The following is a 14,754-nucleotide window of genomic DNA, read 5'->3' on the forward strand; positions in this document are numbered from 1 at the left end:
ATACGTGTGCTATTCCGTTCGGGGGCCGCCGCCCGGCTAACGGGCGGCGGCCGCATGCCCTTTTTGCGGGTGGGTATGACGGATGCGGCATTCGTCACATACGCGCACGGCTGCCACGGCTCCGGACGTGGTCGCGCGGCCCGTCCCGGGAGCACGGAAGCCCGTGGGGGCGGTCCCCTCCTCCGGGCGTCCGCACCGTACCGCGCGGTGGCGGGGCCGCGGTGCCGGCGGGGCCGTTCCGGCGCGCCCGTGCGGCGGCCAAGGGCGGCTCGGCGCAACGGACTTGGGCGGCGGGATGCCCCGCGGCGGGACCGCGGTTGGGCAACGGTTTCGGACGCTCACCGGCCGGCTCCCCGGCGCCGCCGGACCCGCGCCCCGCGGAGCGCCGGGCGCCGGTCGCGAGCCGCTCCGGCGGGCCCGGAGGGCTCCCGCCTGCCGTGCCGGGTGTAGCCGACGTCACATCCCGCCCCGTGCAACCCGTCGCCCACACTGGGCAGTCGGCCCGGCCATCACCCGACAGGACGGACGAACAAATGGGGCACACGCGAATATCCCGGCGCGCCATGGCCGCCGCAGTCGTCGCCGGCTTGGCGGTTCCCGTGGTCGTGGGGGCCGGGGCGGCGGACGCCGTCGCGGCGACGCCGCAGGTGACCTGCACCTCGGCGAAGCCCGGGCTGGGTGCGAAGCTCCAGCGGGACATCACGAAGGCCCTGAAGGGCAGGAGCGCCCTCACCGCGGTGTCCCTGCACGACCGCACGACGCGAACAATCTGCACCCTGCGGGCGGGGCAGCACTTCGACTCCGCCAGCACCGTCAAGGTCACCGTCCTCGCGACGCTCCTCCGCGACGTGCAGCAGCACAACCGCCACCTCACCTCGCGTGAGGCCGGGCTCGCCACCGCGATGATCACCAAGTCGGACAACGACGCGACGACCGCGCTGTGGAAGCAGCTCGGAGTCGCCAAGGTCGGGGACTTCCTGGCCGCCGCCGGCATGACCCATACGGTGCCGGGCAGCGGCGGCTCCTGGGGTCTCACCCAGATCACGGCCGGTGACGAGCAGAAGCTGATGGACCTGATCACGGCCCCGAACAAGGTGCTCGGCGACAAGTCGCGGGCCTACGCGCTCACGCTCATGAACCACGTCATACCGTCGCAGCGCTGGGGGACCCCGGCGGGCGCACCCGGCTCCGAAGTGGTCCACGTCAAGAACGGCTGGCTGCCGCGCGCCACGCACGGCTGGCGGGTGCACAGCCTGGGAGCCTTCACCGGCGGCGGGCACGACTACACGATCACCGTGCTCACCGAGGACAACGCGACGATGGCCTCCGGCGTCTCCACCATCGAGGCGGCGGCCCGCGCGATCCACAAGGACCTGGCCCCGGCGTGACGTCGGCCTGTCCGCCGGCGGACGCGCCGTGACGTCGGCCTGTCCGCCGGCGGACGCGTGACGGCACGGCTTGCCCGGGCCGTCCCCGGCGGGTCGTTCGCGCCATGACTCCGCGCCTCTTCACCGGCCCGCGTTCCGAGGCGTCGCCTCGTCGTGGACGGAGCGCGTGTGCGGCCCCGCCGGTGAAGCGGGGCGCCTGAACCCCGCGGCGTCCGACGCCTCCGTGCCCGCCGGGCCCCGGTCTCGTGGCGTCCGCCGGACCCCGCGCCGAGACGGGTCGCGCGCCGGGCCCCGATCCGTGTCGGGCCGAGGTGAACCGAGTCGCCGGGCGGGCCCGGGCTCGGGGCTGTACTTTTCGTCCAGCCTGGACGTACAGTCCAGCCATGGAGAAGGCGCGCATGGACGAGGACGACCCCCGGGTGCGGCAGTGGGGCCCGGTGTGCCAGGCCGTGGCCCTGCTGCTCAGCCCGTACGCCGAGGTCGTGCTGCACGACGTCGCGGACGACCGCGTGCTGGGCATCTGGAACCCGATGACGCGCCGCGCCGCCGGCGACCCCTCGCTGCTGGGCGAGCTGGACCGGCTGGACCCGGCGGCCCAGGACGTCTACGGCCCCTACGAGAAGCTGCTCGCCGACGGGCGCCGGCTCTCCTCCGTCAGCGCGGTCCTGCGGGACGCCGACGGCGGGCCCTCGGCCGTGCTGTGCGTCAACCTCGACCGGACGCCTCTGGAGCAGGCGGCCTCGGTGCTCGCCGCCTTCGCCGCGCCCACCGCCCCGCGCCCCGAGCCGCTCTTCGAGCAGGACTGGACCGAGCACGTGCAGCGGATCGTCGGCACCCACACCCGCGATCGCGGCTGCCCGGTGGACCGCCTCGGCCGTGAGGACCGCCTCGCCGTCCTCGACGAGCTCGACCGGGCCGGGGTGTTCGCGATGCGCCGCGCCGTGCCGGTGGTCGCCGGGGCACTGCAGACCTCGCGCTCCACCGTCTACGCCCTGCTCGCCGACCTCAAGGCGCAGAGGAGGCACCCGTGAGCCGACTCCCCGACTTCCGGCTGGAAACGTACTTCTCCCGCTGGGAGTTCACCGCCCGGCACCATCTGACCGCCTCCGACGCGCAGACCATGACCCTCTCCGAACTCCTGGAGCTCGCCGACGACCAGGACCGGCACGCCTGGGAGGCGCTGCCCCTCGGCTACACGCGGACCTTCGGCGATCCGGGACTGCTGCAGGCCATCGCCGCGACATACGAGCACGCCGGCGCCGACGACGTGGTCTGCTTCGCCGGCGCGGAGGAAGCGCTCTACCTGGCGATGCACGTGCTCCTCGGCCCGGGCGACCACGCGGTCGTCGTCACCCCCGGCTACCAGGCCGCCGAGACCGTTCCGCTCTCCCTGTGCGAGGTGACGGGGGTGCCGCTGGACCCGGAGCGGGACTGGGCGCTCGACCTGGACCGGGTGGCCGCGGCACTGCGCCCCACCACGCGCGTGGTCTCCGTCAACTTCCCCAACAACCCGACCGGCAAGGTCATCGACGCCGCCGACTTCGCGCGCCTGGCCGCGCTCTGCGACGAACGCGGCATCCATCTCTTCAGCGACGAGGTCTACCGCGGTCTCGAACGCGACCCGGCCCGCACCCTCCCGCAGGCCGCCGACCTGTCGGAACGGGCGCTGTCGCTGAACGTCACGTCCAAGTCGCTGGGACTGCCCGGGCTCCGGATCGGCTGGATCGCCTGCCGGGACCGGGAGGTGCTGTCGCGTCTGGAGCGGGCCAAGCACTACACCACCATCTGCAACGCCGCGCCCAGCGAGGTCCTCGCCCGGATCGCCCTCAAGGCCCGGGACCGGATCCTGGAGCGCAACCGCGCCCTGATCGCCGCCAACCTCCCGCTCTTCGACGCCTTCTTCGCGGAGTTCGACGACCTGTTCGCCTGGCGGGTCCCGGACGGCGGATGCGTCGCCTACCCCCGCTACCTCGGTGCCGACGGTGTGGAGCGTTTCTGCACCGAACTCGTCGAGCAGGCAGGGGTCCTGCTGCTGCCCGCGAGCGTCTACCGATCCGAGCTCACCGCGACGCCCCCGGACCGCTTCCGCGTGGGCATCGGGCGCCGCGACCCCGGCCCGGGGCTGGAGGCGTTCGCCGCATGGCTGCGAGCACGCCGATGACCCTCCCCGTCTTGGGTCCGGAGGAGATCGAGGCCGCGGCACGGCCCGCTGTCGTGTTCGACGCGGTCCGTGCCGCCCTGGTCGCCCACGCCGAGGGCCGCACCACCGTGCCGCCGCCCACGCATCTGAACTTCCCGCACGCCGACGGCGACTGCCATGTGAAGACGGGCTGGATCGACGGGGCGGACGACTTCACCGTCAAGATCGCCTCCGGCTTCTACCGCAATCCGGAACGCGGCGAACCCGTGAACCACGGCCTCGTCTGCGTGGTCAGCGCCCACACCGGCCGGGTCCGCGCCGTCCTCGACGACGGAGGACGCCTCACCGCCTGGCGCACGGCCGCCGCCGGAGCCCTCGCCGGCCACACGCTGGCCCGCCCCGGCGCCCGCAGCGTGGGGGTGTTCGGCACCGGAGAGCAGGCCCGGCTGCAGGTGCGGTGGCTGGCCATGCTGCGCCCCGTCGGCCCGGTCCTCGTCCACGGCCGCGCCGAGGGCCGGGCGGCGGCCCTCTGCGGCCGTCTCGCCGCCCACGGACTGGACGCCCGCCCGGCCGCCGCGGCGGAGGCCGCGGGCGCCGACATCGTCATCACGGCCACGCCGGCCGGTGCTCCGGTCCTGGAGGCCGGCGCGGTCCGCCCCGGAGCCCATGTCACCGCCGTCGGCGCCGACATGCCGCACAAGAACGAACTGCCCGCCGCGCTCTTCGCCCGTGCCCGTGTCATCGCCACCGACGACCGCGAACAGTGCCTGCACCACGGCGACTTCGGCCATGCCGTCCGCGCCGGCGCGGTACCGGGGGACGCCGACGTCCCCCTCGGCGCCCTGCTCGCCACCCCGCCCGAGCGGCCCGACGACGCCGTCACGATCGCCGACCTCACCGGTGTGGGGGCGCTCGACGCCGCTCTCGCCTCGGCGGTGGTCCGGGAGATCCTCGGCTGACGGGGCACGCACGCCCGAGGCGGTCTCCTGGCGGATCGCAGCGGACCCGCGGGCGTCCGGGCGCCCGCGCACGGCGGTCCGGTTCAGCGGCGCGGGGCCACGAACAGGCTCTGCACGCCACGGCCGATGGGGCCCTGTTCGTCGTGGAGGGATGCCTCGGCCATGCCCACGCCGTACGGGTCGACGGCGGTCCGGGCGTCGAGGCAGACCCACTCGCCCACCGGGTGGCGGTGGAGGTGGACCGTCAGGTCGGGGTTGACGAACAGGTGCGCGGAGAAGTCCAGCACGTTGCTCACGCCGTTGCCGGAGTCCGCGGCCGCCAGGACACGGTCCAGGGGCGCCGTCTTCTCGCCCGCCACGAGCGGGACGCGCATGCGCAGCCAGCAGGTGGCCGGACCGCGGTCGAGGAAGGACCCGGACACGAAACGGGCCTCCATGGCCGTGTGGTAGCCGATGTCCCACGGCACGGGGAAGAAGGGTTCGGCCCGGGCCCGCTCGGGGCCGGGGACGGCGGGGTCCGGGGTGACGGCCGGAACGGCGCCGGGCGCGGTGCGGATGCGCAGGGCCCGGGCGCGCATGATCTCCTCGCCGCCGTCGGGTGCCAGGGACGCCTCGACCAGTTCCACGCTGCGGCCCTCGCGCAGCACGCGCGTGCGCACGGTGAGCGGGGCGAGCGGGACCGGGCTGTGGATCTCGAAGGTGATCCGGACCAGGCGCATGTCCTCACGCGCGCCCGGCCGCGTCTGCACCGCCCGGCCGAGCAGGGCGGCGGGGGGACCTGCGTGCTGGCTCCCGGCGTCCCAGGGGCCGCGGGTGTACGCGGTCGGGACAAAGCGCTCGTCCGCCACCCGTTCGAAGAAGGCCTCGACATCACTGTGGTCCGGCATGCTCACCGCTGCTCTCCCGCCCGCTGACGACGGGACCGAGGCTACTGTTCGGTAGCCCCGGTGTCACGGTGCCCGCCGGCGGCGGGGCGAAGGCGGCTCCGTGATCCTCAGGCGACGGCCGGCACGGTCAGCTCGAACCAAGTGGTCTTGCCGATGGCCGTGCGATCGGTTCCCCACGCGTCGCTGAGCAGGTCGAGGATCTCCATGCCGCGACCGTCCTCCGCGTCGGTGGCGGCGACGCGCCGGACCGGGGCGCGGGAGCTGATGTCCTCGACCTCGCACCGCAGGCGCGCGTCCTCGACGCGGAGATTGAGTCGCACGGGTCCGCGCGCGTGGCACAGGGCGTTGGTGACCAGCTCGCTGACGAGGAGTTCCAGGGTGTCGGCCAGCTCGTGGAGGGCCCATGCGCACGCCTGCGCGGTGGCCAGCCCGCGGGCACGGCCCACGGAGGCCGGATCGTACGCCAGCGGCCACGACGCGTCCCGGTCGGTGGCGCGCCCGGCGGGGGCGTGCAGCGGTCGCACGGGTTCCAGAGTGCGCGACCACAGCCGGAACTGCCGGGCGAGCCAGGAGAGGGGTGCGGGGGTCGCGTCGGGGATCTCGTGCGTACCGACGGCCTGGGCGGCCATGGTGATCAATCCCTTCCGTGTCGAGGGGCGTGATGCCCGGGAGGCAGTTCCTGTAGCGGTCGCTACATCTACAAATATACATGTAGCGGGTGCTACGGTAAAGAAAACGGCAAAAGCTGATAATTCCGACATCGAGGGAGATTTTGTGGCGCGACAGGCCGACCCGGCCAAGCGGCGGCAACTCCTGGACCAGGTACGGGAGTACGTGGTCGGCCACGGGCTGGCGGAGCTGTCCCTGCGGCCGATGGCCAAGGCGCTCGGCACCAGCGACCGCATGCTCCTCTACTACTTCGGCACCAAGGAGCGCCTCGTCGCGGAGGCGCTCGCGCTGGACGCGAACCGGCCGATCCTGCGGTTCGGCGAGGTCCTCGCCGCCGTCGGCACACCCCGGGACGCGGCGGGCATGCGGCGCCTGGCCGAGGCGATGTGGCGGGAGCTCCGCAGCCCCGAGCGCCGCGCTCTGATGCCGCTTTACCTCGAGATGATGGCCGCCGTCATGCTGCGGCCCGAGCGCCATGGACCGTACATGCGGGATCTGATCGGCGAGTGGACGGAACTGGTCGCCCCGCTCTTCGAGGGGATCGGGATGTCCGAGGAGAGCGCCCTGACCGAGGCCCGCGTGCTGGTGGACGCGAGTTTCGGGGTGTTGGTGGCCCACCTCGTGGACGGGGACGAGGGGCCGGCCGAGTCCGCTTTCGGCGCCCTCCTCGACCGCCTGGAGCCCGGGTGGCGGAGCGACGACCCGGCACCGGGAGCGGCCGCCGTTCCGTGAGTCCGCGCGGGGTTCACATCACGGTCAGTGCCTCCTCCGCCGCCTTCAGCGCGGCCTCGCGGTCGGCCGGGACGAGTCCGATGCGCGTGCGCCGGTCGAGGAGGTCGCCCGCGTCGAGGGCCCCCTCGTGGCGTACGGCCCAGAGCAACTCCGCGCGGGTGACGGGGTGGCCGGGGACGACCGGCTCCCGCAGCGCGGGGTCGGCGGCCCCGAGGGCGTGCACGGCGGGCGCCTCGGTGCCGTAGCGCTGGACCAGGCGGCGCGGGGCCCGCAGTCCGGTGAGCACCCGCGGCGAGGCGGCGCCCACGAGGGGGACCGCCGTGGTGCGGCACGGTCCCGCGCCGAGCCCGCGCGCCGCGACGGCGGCGTCGACGGCGTCCTGGGCCATCCGGCGGTAGGTGGTGAGCTTGCCGCCGACGACGGTGACGACACCCTCGGCGGAGGTGAGCACCGCGTGCTTGCGCGAGATGTCGGCGGTGCGGCCGGAGCCGTCGGACGAGGTGTCGAGCAGCGGCCGGAGCCCGGCGAAGGCTCCGACGACGTCGTCGCGGTGGACGGGGACGTCGAGCGCGGTGCCGAACACGTCGAGCAGGAAGCCGATGTCCGTCTCGGGGACCTCCGGCACATCCGGGACCTCGCCGTCGACCGGTTCGTCGGTGAGCCCGACGTACACCCGGCCGTCGCCCTGCGGCAGGACGAGCACGAAGCGGTTGGACTCGCCGGGGATCGGGATGTGCAGCCCGGCCGGCAGGCCCCCGAGGCGCTCGGAGCGCAGGACGAGGTGCGTGCCCCGGGACGGTCGCAGCCGTACGCCGTCGACCAGCCCGCCCGCCCACACACCGGAGGCGTTGATCACCGCGCGGGCCCTGATCTCCGTCTGCTCGCCGGTCAGTTCGTCCCGCACCACGGCGCCGGAGCCGCTGAGCGAGAGTGCGCGCACCCGGGTGAGCACACGGGCCCCGTGTGCCGCGGCGGTCCGGGCGATGGCGGTCACCAGGCGGGCGTCGTCGGCGAGTTGGCCGTCCCACGACAGCAGGCCGCCGCGCAGGCCGGCGGTCCGCAGGGCGGGGGCCAGATGACGGGTCTCCACCGCGGACAGCCGGCGCGGCGCCGGCAGCGTGGCCCGCGCCGTACGCGCCGACAGGCGCAGCGCGTCGCCGGCCCGGAAACCGGACCAGGCCAGCGCCGCCTGGCCGCGCGAGACCAGCGGGGTCAGCGGCAGCACGAACGGCTGGGCCCGCACCAGGTGAGGAGCGGTGCGCTCCATGAGCACGCCGCGTTCGACCGCGCTCTCGTACGCGACATCCAGCTGGCCCGAGGCGAGGTAGCGCAGGCCGCCGTGGATCAGCTTGGAGCTCCACCGGGACGTGCCGAACGCCAGGTCGTGGGCGTCGATCGCGGCGACCGACAGTCCGCGGGAGGCGGCGTCGAGGGCCGCGCCCGCGCCCGTGGCGCCGAGGCCCACGACCAGGACGTCCACCTGCCTTCCGCCCGCGGGTCGGGAGGGTTCCGTGAGTTCCGCGAGGTCACGGGCGCGGCGCGCGGCGTTCAGCGAGGACGCGGAGGAGCTGCTCGTGGGGCTCATGGGGCTCATGGGGTGAGGGTCCTCTCCAGGATGGCCCGCAGTTCCAGCAGGAACGCCGCGGAGGTCAGGTCGGGGTCGTCCTCGTCGGTCATGGTGCGCAGCGAGAGGGTGAAGGACTGGACGACGAGCAGCACGGAACGGGCCTGCCGCACCGGGTGGTCCACCCGGACCGAGCCGTCCGCGTGACCCTCCTCCAGCCCGCCGGCGATGAGCTGCAGCAGCGCGTCCTGGCTGGCGCCCCGGCGGTCCAGTACATAGGGGAGGAGCAGTTCGGGGTCGACGTCGAGGATCTTGACGAACAGCGGGTGCGCGCGGAAGGCGCGCACTCCGGACACCAGCCCCTCGACCATGTGGGCCCGCATGGGGGTGCCCTCGCGCCGCTCGGGCATCGCCTCCGTGGCGACGCTGACCCACTCACGGGTCATCAGATCGCCGACCAGAGTGCGCACATCGGGCCATCGCCGGTAGAGCGTCATCCGGGAGACGCCGGCGCGGCGGGCCACGTCGGTCAGGGTCGTACGGCGGACGCCGACGGCCAGGACGCAGTCGCGGACCGCGTCGAGCACCGGATCGCTGTCCGACAGGTTGTGACGAATAGGCGTCATGTGTCACAGTGTAACGCCAGTGCAGGCCGCAGGAGACGGCATCCCAGAAACGACCGTGAGGACGGCCCCATGGACCCCGTGGACATGTTGTGGAGCGGCTGGGGCGACCCGGCCGAAGCGGCCCCGCTGCCCGACACCGTGATCGGCGTGCTGCGCGATCTGCTCGGCGTCAAACCCCGCGGCGCCGAACCCGCCGCCCTGGAGGACATCGCCGTCCCCGAGTCGCCGCTCACCGGTCCCGCGCTGCGGGCCCTCGCCGACTGCGTGGGCGACCCGGCCCACGTGCGGACCGACGCCGAGACCCGGATCCGCCACACCCGCGGCAAGTCCACCCCCGACCTGCTGCGCATCCGCTCCGGCGACGTCGCGGACACCCCGGCGGCCGTCGTGCTGCCCGACGGCCACGACGAGGTCCTGGCCGTCCTCGCCGTCTGCGCCGAACACGGCATCGCCGTCGTCCCCTTCGGCGGCGGCACCTCCGTCGTCGGCGGCCTCGCCCCGCAGCGGAGGCGCCCCTTCATCGCGCTGGACCTGCGCCGTATGAACCGCCTCCTGTCGCTCGACCCCGTGTCCCGGACCGCGATCCTCCAGCCGGGGCTGCGCGCCCCCCAGGCCGAGGCGCTCCTGGCCGAACAGGGCTTCACCCTGGGCCACTTCCCCCAGTCCTACGAGTGGGCCACCATCGGCGGATTCGCCGCCGCCCGCTCCAGCGGGCAGGCGTCGGCGGGCTACGGCCGCTTCGACGAGATGGTGCTCGGCCTGACCGTCGCCACCCCCCAGGGCACCCTCGACGCCGGCCGGGCCCCGCGCTCCGCGGCCGGCCCCGACCTGCGCCAGCTGATCCTCGGCTCCGAGGGCGCGCTCGGCGTCATCACCTCCGTGACCGTGCGGATCCGTCCGCTGCCCCAGGTCAAGGTGTACGAGGGCTGGCGCTTCGCGTCCTTCGCCGAGGGCGCCGCCGCGCTGCGCCGGCTCGCCCAGGACGGGCCCCGCCCGACCGTGCTCCGGCTGTCCGACGAGACCGAGACGCTGATCGGCCTCGCCCAGCCCGACGCCATCGGCTCCGGATCGTCCTCCGCCGGCTGTACGGCCATCGCGGGCTACGAGGGCACCGAGGAGGAGACCGCGCTGCGCCGGGCGCGGGCGGCGGCCGTGCTGCGCGAGTGCGGCGGCGAGTTCCTGGGCGAGGAGCCCGGCGAGCGCTGGGCGCACGGCCGCTTCTCCGCCCCCTACCTGCGGGACTCCCTCCTCGACGCGGGCGCCTTCGCCGAGACCCTGGAGACCGCCACCTTCTGGTCGCGGATCCCCGAGCTCTACGACTCCGTGCGCGAGGCGCTCACCGGGACGCTGGCCGCGGCCGGCACCCCGCCGCTGGTGATGTGCCACATCTCGCACGTCTACGAGAACGGCGCCTCGCTCTACTTCACCGTCGTCTCGGCGCAGGGCGAGGACCCCGTCGCGCACTGGGCCCCCGCCAAGGAGGCCGCCAACGAGGCCATCCTCGCCGCGGGCGGCACCATCACCCACCACCACGGCGTGGGCACCGACCACCGCGACTGGTACGTCAGGGAGGCGGGCCCGCTCGGCATCGAGGCCCTGCGGGCCGTCAAGAACGCGCTCGACCCGGCCGGGCTGCTCAACCCCGGCATCCTGCTCCCCATCCGCTGAGCCCGCCCGCAGCAACGCAGCTCGCCGCCTGCCGTCCCGCCGTTCGCCGTCCCGCAGCCCCGCCGTCCCCCTGCCCGGAGGCACACCCATGCGACCGTTCACCGCCGTCGTCAACCCCACCGCCGGGGGCTCCAGCGGGGCGGCCGCCCTCCTCCCGCTGGCGAAACTGCTGCGGGAGGCCGGCGCGGAGCTGACGACCGAGTACAGCAGCAGCCTGGGGCACGCGCGGGAGCTGGCGCGCCGGGCCGGGGCGCGCGGCGACGTCGTCCTCGCCGTCGGCGGGGACGGCATCGTGGGCGGCATCGGCGGCGCCCTCAGCGGCACCGGCGCCGTCCTGGGCCTGGTCCCCGCCGGCCGCGGCAACGACTTCGCGCGCGCCCTGGGACTGCCCTCCGAACCCGCCGAACTCGCCCGGATCCTGCTGCGGAACGAGCCGCGCGCCGTCGACACCATCGAGGTCGAGTCCGCGGTCCACGACCGCACGGCCGTCCTCGGCAGCGTCTACGCCGGCGTCGACGCGCTCGCCAACCACCACGCCAACACCTCCCGGCTGCTGCGCGGTTCGGCCTCCTACTACGCGGGCGGCCTGCGCGCGGTGGCCGGATGGCGGGCCGCCGCCTACCGCGTCACCATCGACGGCGTCCCGTACGAGCGCCGCGGCTACACGGTCGTCGCGGCCAACTCCGGCTACTACGGCTCCGGCCGGGCGATAGCGCCCGACGCCCGGGTGGACGACGGGCTGCTGGACGTCGTCATGATCCACGACGCACCGCGCCGGCTCTTCTTCGCGCTGATGAACGAACTCAAGACCGGCGCGCACGTCAAGCGCCCGCAGGTCGAGATCGTGCGCGGCAGGGAGATCCGCATCGAGGCCGACCGGGAGGTCCCCTATGGCGCGGACGGCGAGGTCGAGGCCGCCCTCCCGGTCACCGCGCGGATCCGGCCGGGAGCCCTGCGGGTGCTGTGCTGACCCCGGCCGTGGGCAGACTCGCGCGGTGACCGCACATGCCTACCTCGCGGCGGTCCGTGAGTCCTACGACACCGTCGCCGCCCGACTCCGCCGCCGGGGTGAGCACCCCGGACGGACTCGACCCGCTCTCCCGCGCCATGCCGGCCGCCTTCGCTGAGACCGTCCGCACCGCCGGCCGGGGCCCGCCGGCGGACCCGGGATGCGGCCCGGGGTACGTGACGGCGCACCCTGCCGCGCTGGGCGTGCCCGCGTACGGGGCCGACCTGTCGCCGCGGATGGTCGAGCCGGCCCGGCAGTCGTACCCGGAGCTGCGCTTCACCGTCGGCTCCATGACCGCGCTCGACATCGGCGACGGTGAACTCGGCGGCGCCCTCGCGTACTACTCCACCCACCACACGCCGCCCGAGCTGCTGCCCGTCGTCTTCGCCGAGTTCCGCCGCGTCCTGGCACCCGGCGGCCGGCTGATGCTCGCGGGCTGGGCCGGCGACGACGAGCACGTCTACCCGGAGCACGCGTACGGCGGCCACCCGGTCTCGTACGGGCTCCACATGCCGCCGGCCCCGCGGATCGCCGCGCTGGTCGAGGAGGCGGGGCTCGCCGTCACGGCACGGCCGGTGCAGGAGCCCGGCGCGGGAGCGAAGCGCCCCGTCGCAACGTTCCTCGCGCAGAAGCCCCGACACCCCTGGCGGGGGCCCTTCCCGCGTCACCCAGGGGGCGGCCCGATGTCCAGACCGTTCTCGTCCAGTGCGTTGAACACCCTCACCCGGGTGTCGTCGAACACGAAGGTGATGTCCACGGTTCGGGACGGGACGTCCTGGACCTGCCATTCGTCGAGGTCGACCCGTGTGAGACGGCGCCCGAGGAGGGCCCGCAACCCCGGCAGCGGCTCCGCACGCCACCGCAGGTCGAAGTCGAACCAGTCGAGCGGACGGCGCGGATCGACGCTGTTCCACGTCAGCGAGAGCTCGTCCAGCTTGTTGTGGTTGACCTCGACCTGCTCGCCGTCGAAGTCGAACAACACCGGACAGTCACAGAACCACTCGTCCTCCCCGGCGTCCCACACCAGCCAGACGCCCGTCAGCGTGCGGCCGGCCAGCGCGCGCAGCCGGTCCCCGTGCCCGCGCTCGACGGCCTCGCGGCCGCTCACCCACCGCGGTCGATACCCCTCGATGCCGAAGTCGAACACCGCGCCATTCTGCCGCAGCCCTTGCGGCGGGCTTGAACCGGCCGTAACGAGAGGTTCTAGCGTTGCCGGCATGATCGGGAACGACGACGACCGGCGTCTGTGGAGCATCGGCGAGGTGGCCCGCGCCACCGGGACGACCATCCGCACGCTGCGCCACTACGACGAGATCGGCCTCCTCGGCGCGAGCGCGCGCACCGCCTCCGGGCACCGCCGCTACACCGCCGACGACGTGCGCAGGCTCTACCGGGTACGGGCGCTGCGCGCCCTCGGGCTGCCGCTGGACGAGATCGCCCGCGTCCTGGCGGACGCCACGGAGGACCTGGAGTCGATGCGCGCCCTGCTCACCGCCCAGTTGTCCGCCCTGGAGGCGCACGCGGGACGGATCGGGGAGCTCACCGCGCAGATCCGGACGCTCCTGGGCCGGATGGAGGACACGTCGATGCCCGAACCCGAACAGTTCATGACGACCCTGGAGATGATGTCCGTGTTCGAGACCCACTTCACCGCCGAGCAGCGGGAGCAACTGGCCGGACGGCGGGCCGAACTCGGCCCGGAGGGCGTGGAGGCCGCGAAGACCGAGTGGGCCGGCCTCGTCAGGGAGCTGCTGCGGCTGATGGAGGCCGGCACCCCCGCCGGGGACCCCGGGGTGCGGGACCTGGTCGGCCGCTGGGACGGCCTGGCGAACCGGTTCCACGCCGCCGGAGCGGACGGCGAGCGGACCAAGGCCGCCGCACAGCGCATGTGGGACGAGAACAGCGAGCGGATCGGGCAGAACCTGCCCTGGTCCCCGGACCGGATGCGAGCCCTCGTGGCCTACGTGCAGGAGGCCCGGGACGCCGGGTAGGCGCACCCGGGCGACGGAGACGGACGCGGCCGACGCCTCCGGCCGGTCCCGTCGCCCCCGTGCGGGGCCGTGGTCACGGGGCCGTTTCCGGCTCGTCATGCCGGCGCCGTAGCATCCGCTGGAGGGGGAGACGGCGGAAGGGAACCATGAGCATCGACGAGTCCGTGGCCGCGCGTGCCGAGGACGTGGCGCTCACCCGGGCCGCGCAGGCGGGCGACGTGACGGCGCTGGGCGTGCTCCTGGAGTGCCACCGGGCGGGCATGCGTGCCGTGGCCCTGAGCATCCTGGGGCCCGGCCCCGACGTGGACGACGTGCTGCAGGACGCCGCGCTCACCGCGCTGCGCCGTGTGGGCGACGTCCGCGACCCCGCCGCGGTGGGACCGTGGCTGCGGATGATCGTCCGCAACGGCGCCCGCTCCGTGCTGCGCCGCGCCGTCCCCACCCGGCCCGTCGACGACCTCGTGCTGCGCGCGGCGGAGGACGACCCCGAGCGATGGCTGGAGCGCAGCGCGCTGCGGGACTGGATCTGGGAGGCCGTCGAGCAGCTCTCCCCGGCGCTGCGCCTGCCGCTCGTGCTGCGCCACTTCAGTGTCGGCGTCACCGGCTACGAGCAGATCGCCGACGCCTGTGGGCTGCCCGTCGGCACCGTCCGCAGCCGGCTGAGTCAGGCCCGGGCCAAGCTCGCCGCCGCCCTCGCCGCCACGGCGGACAGTGCCCACGACGACACCGCCCGGCGCACCAGGGCCAGCCGGGTCGAGGCCCACGAGACCCTGGCCGCGGCCGAGGGCGGCCACTTCGCCGCCCTTCTCGCCGAACGCTGGTCCCCCGAGGTCGCCCTGCTCAGCGGGAAGGAGCGGGTGGGCGGCAGAGGCCTGCTGATCCGAGGCATGGAGTGCGACCTCGGCGCAGGAGTCCGGCAGCGCCTCGTCCATGCCGTCGCCGGACGCTCGTTGACCGTCTGGGAGATGGACATCCTCAACCCGCCGGACAACCCCGGCCACTGCCCGCCCGCCGTCGCCTGGCTCATGACCCATGACTCCACGGGCCGCGTGCACCGCCTGCGCCTCCACCACCCCCGTCCGCCGGGCACACCCGGCGCCGCGGCCGCCTGAGGGCGGTGC

14 protein-coding genes and 1 pseudogene are annotated in these 14,754 nt (G+C 74.5%); 10 read left to right on the forward strand and 5 right to left on the reverse strand.

Going from position 1 to position 14,754, the window contains the following annotated elements:
- Positions 1-533: 533 nt before the first annotated feature.
- From AB0F62_RS17805 to AB0F62_RS17820, 4 genes are all read left to right on the forward strand, one after another.
- On the forward strand, positions 534-1,388 hold the full coding sequence (locus tag AB0F62_RS17805) for a serine hydrolase (RefSeq protein WP_361799135.1): 855 nt from the start codon (positions 534-536) through the stop codon (positions 1,386-1,388).
- Positions 1,389-1,771: 383 nt separating this feature from the next.
- Entirely contained in the window at positions 1,772-2,419 is a 648-nt protein-coding gene (locus AB0F62_RS17810) for a PAS domain-containing protein (RefSeq protein ID WP_361799138.1), read from the forward strand.
- Positions 2,416-3,549 (forward strand): aminotransferase class I/II-fold pyridoxal phosphate-dependent enzyme, encoded by a 1,134-nt coding sequence (locus AB0F62_RS17815; protein ID WP_361799141.1) that lies wholly within the window; start codon positions 2,416-2,418, stop codon positions 3,547-3,549. The genes AB0F62_RS17810 and AB0F62_RS17815 overlap by 4 nt, the downstream gene beginning before the upstream one ends.
- Entirely contained in the window at positions 3,528-4,487 is a 960-nt protein-coding gene (locus AB0F62_RS17820) for an ornithine cyclodeaminase family protein (protein WP_361799144.1), read from the forward strand. Before AB0F62_RS17815 ends, AB0F62_RS17820 begins: the two co-directional genes overlap by 22 nt.
- A gap of 83 nt (positions 4,488-4,570) precedes the next feature.
- Here AB0F62_RS17820 and AB0F62_RS17825 read toward each other — a convergent pair whose 3' ends face one another.
- Together AB0F62_RS17825 and AB0F62_RS17830 are read right to left on the reverse strand one after the other, a co-directional pair.
- Positions 4,571-5,374, reverse strand: a complete 804-nt coding sequence (locus AB0F62_RS17825; RefSeq protein WP_361799370.1) for a thioesterase family protein — start codon at positions 5,372-5,374, stop codon at positions 4,571-4,573.
- Between the two features lie 107 nt (positions 5,375-5,481).
- Complete coding sequence (locus AB0F62_RS17830) at positions 5,482-6,003, reverse strand: ATP-binding protein (RefSeq protein ID WP_361799147.1); 522 nt, start codon at positions 6,001-6,003, stop codon at positions 5,482-5,484.
- A gap of 145 nt (positions 6,004-6,148) precedes the next feature.
- Here AB0F62_RS17830 and AB0F62_RS17835 point away from each other — a divergent pair, with 145 nt between their 5' ends.
- A complete protein-coding gene (locus AB0F62_RS17835) occupies positions 6,149-6,775 on the forward strand; it encodes a TetR/AcrR family transcriptional regulator (RefSeq protein WP_361799150.1) in 627 nt (208 codons plus the stop codon).
- A 13-nt stretch (positions 6,776-6,788) separates the two neighbouring features.
- Here the strand turns inward: AB0F62_RS17835 and AB0F62_RS17840 are convergent, their stop codons facing one another.
- Positions 6,789-8,360, reverse strand: coding sequence for a glycerol-3-phosphate dehydrogenase/oxidase (locus tag AB0F62_RS17840; protein ID WP_361799373.1), 1,572 nt, complete (start codon positions 8,358-8,360; stop codon positions 6,789-6,791).
- A gap of 5 nt (positions 8,361-8,365) precedes the next feature.
- Entirely contained in the window at positions 8,366-8,965 is a 600-nt protein-coding gene (locus tag AB0F62_RS17845; protein WP_361799153.1) for a TetR/AcrR family transcriptional regulator, read from the reverse strand.
- Between the two features lie 78 nt (positions 8,966-9,043).
- Between AB0F62_RS17845 and AB0F62_RS17850 the strand changes: the two genes are divergently transcribed.
- The 3 genes and pseudogenes from AB0F62_RS17850 to AB0F62_RS17860 all read left to right on the forward strand — a co-directional run.
- Entirely contained in the window at positions 9,044-10,633 is a 1,590-nt protein-coding gene (locus tag AB0F62_RS17850) for an FAD-binding oxidoreductase (protein ID WP_361799376.1), read from the forward strand.
- An 88-nt stretch (positions 10,634-10,721) separates the two neighbouring features.
- Positions 10,722-11,603, forward strand: coding sequence for a YegS/Rv2252/BmrU family lipid kinase (locus AB0F62_RS17855; RefSeq protein ID WP_361799156.1), 882 nt, complete (start codon positions 10,722-10,724; stop codon positions 11,601-11,603).
- Positions 11,604-11,628: 25 nt separating this feature from the next.
- Positions 11,629-12,277: pseudogene (locus AB0F62_RS17860) on the forward strand (class I SAM-dependent methyltransferase); the annotation flags it as partial.
- A gap of 29 nt (positions 12,278-12,306) precedes the next feature.
- Here AB0F62_RS17860 and AB0F62_RS17865 read toward each other — a convergent pair.
- Positions 12,307-12,789: a hypothetical protein gene (locus AB0F62_RS17865; RefSeq protein WP_361799379.1), complete on the reverse strand. Its 483-nt coding sequence runs from the start codon at positions 12,787-12,789 to the stop codon at positions 12,307-12,309.
- Between the two features lie 70 nt (positions 12,790-12,859).
- On the opposite strand from AB0F62_RS17865, the gene AB0F62_RS17870 reads away from it, so the two are divergent.
- Together AB0F62_RS17870 and AB0F62_RS17875 are read left to right on the forward strand one after the other, a co-directional pair.
- The gene (locus AB0F62_RS17870) at positions 12,860-13,633 is read left to right on the forward strand and encodes a MerR family transcriptional regulator (RefSeq protein WP_361799382.1); all 774 of its coding nucleotides are present in this window, start codon (positions 12,860-12,862) and stop codon (positions 13,631-13,633) included.
- A 146-nt stretch (positions 13,634-13,779) separates the two neighbouring features.
- Entirely contained in the window at positions 13,780-14,745 is a 966-nt protein-coding gene (locus tag AB0F62_RS17875) for a sigma-70 family RNA polymerase sigma factor (protein ID WP_361799159.1), read from the forward strand.
- Positions 14,746-14,754: the final 9 nt, after the last annotated feature.

Source organism: Streptomyces sp. NPDC026673 (assembly GCF_040638135.1).
GTDB lineage: Bacteria > Actinomycetota > Actinomycetes > Streptomycetales > Streptomycetaceae > Actinacidiphila.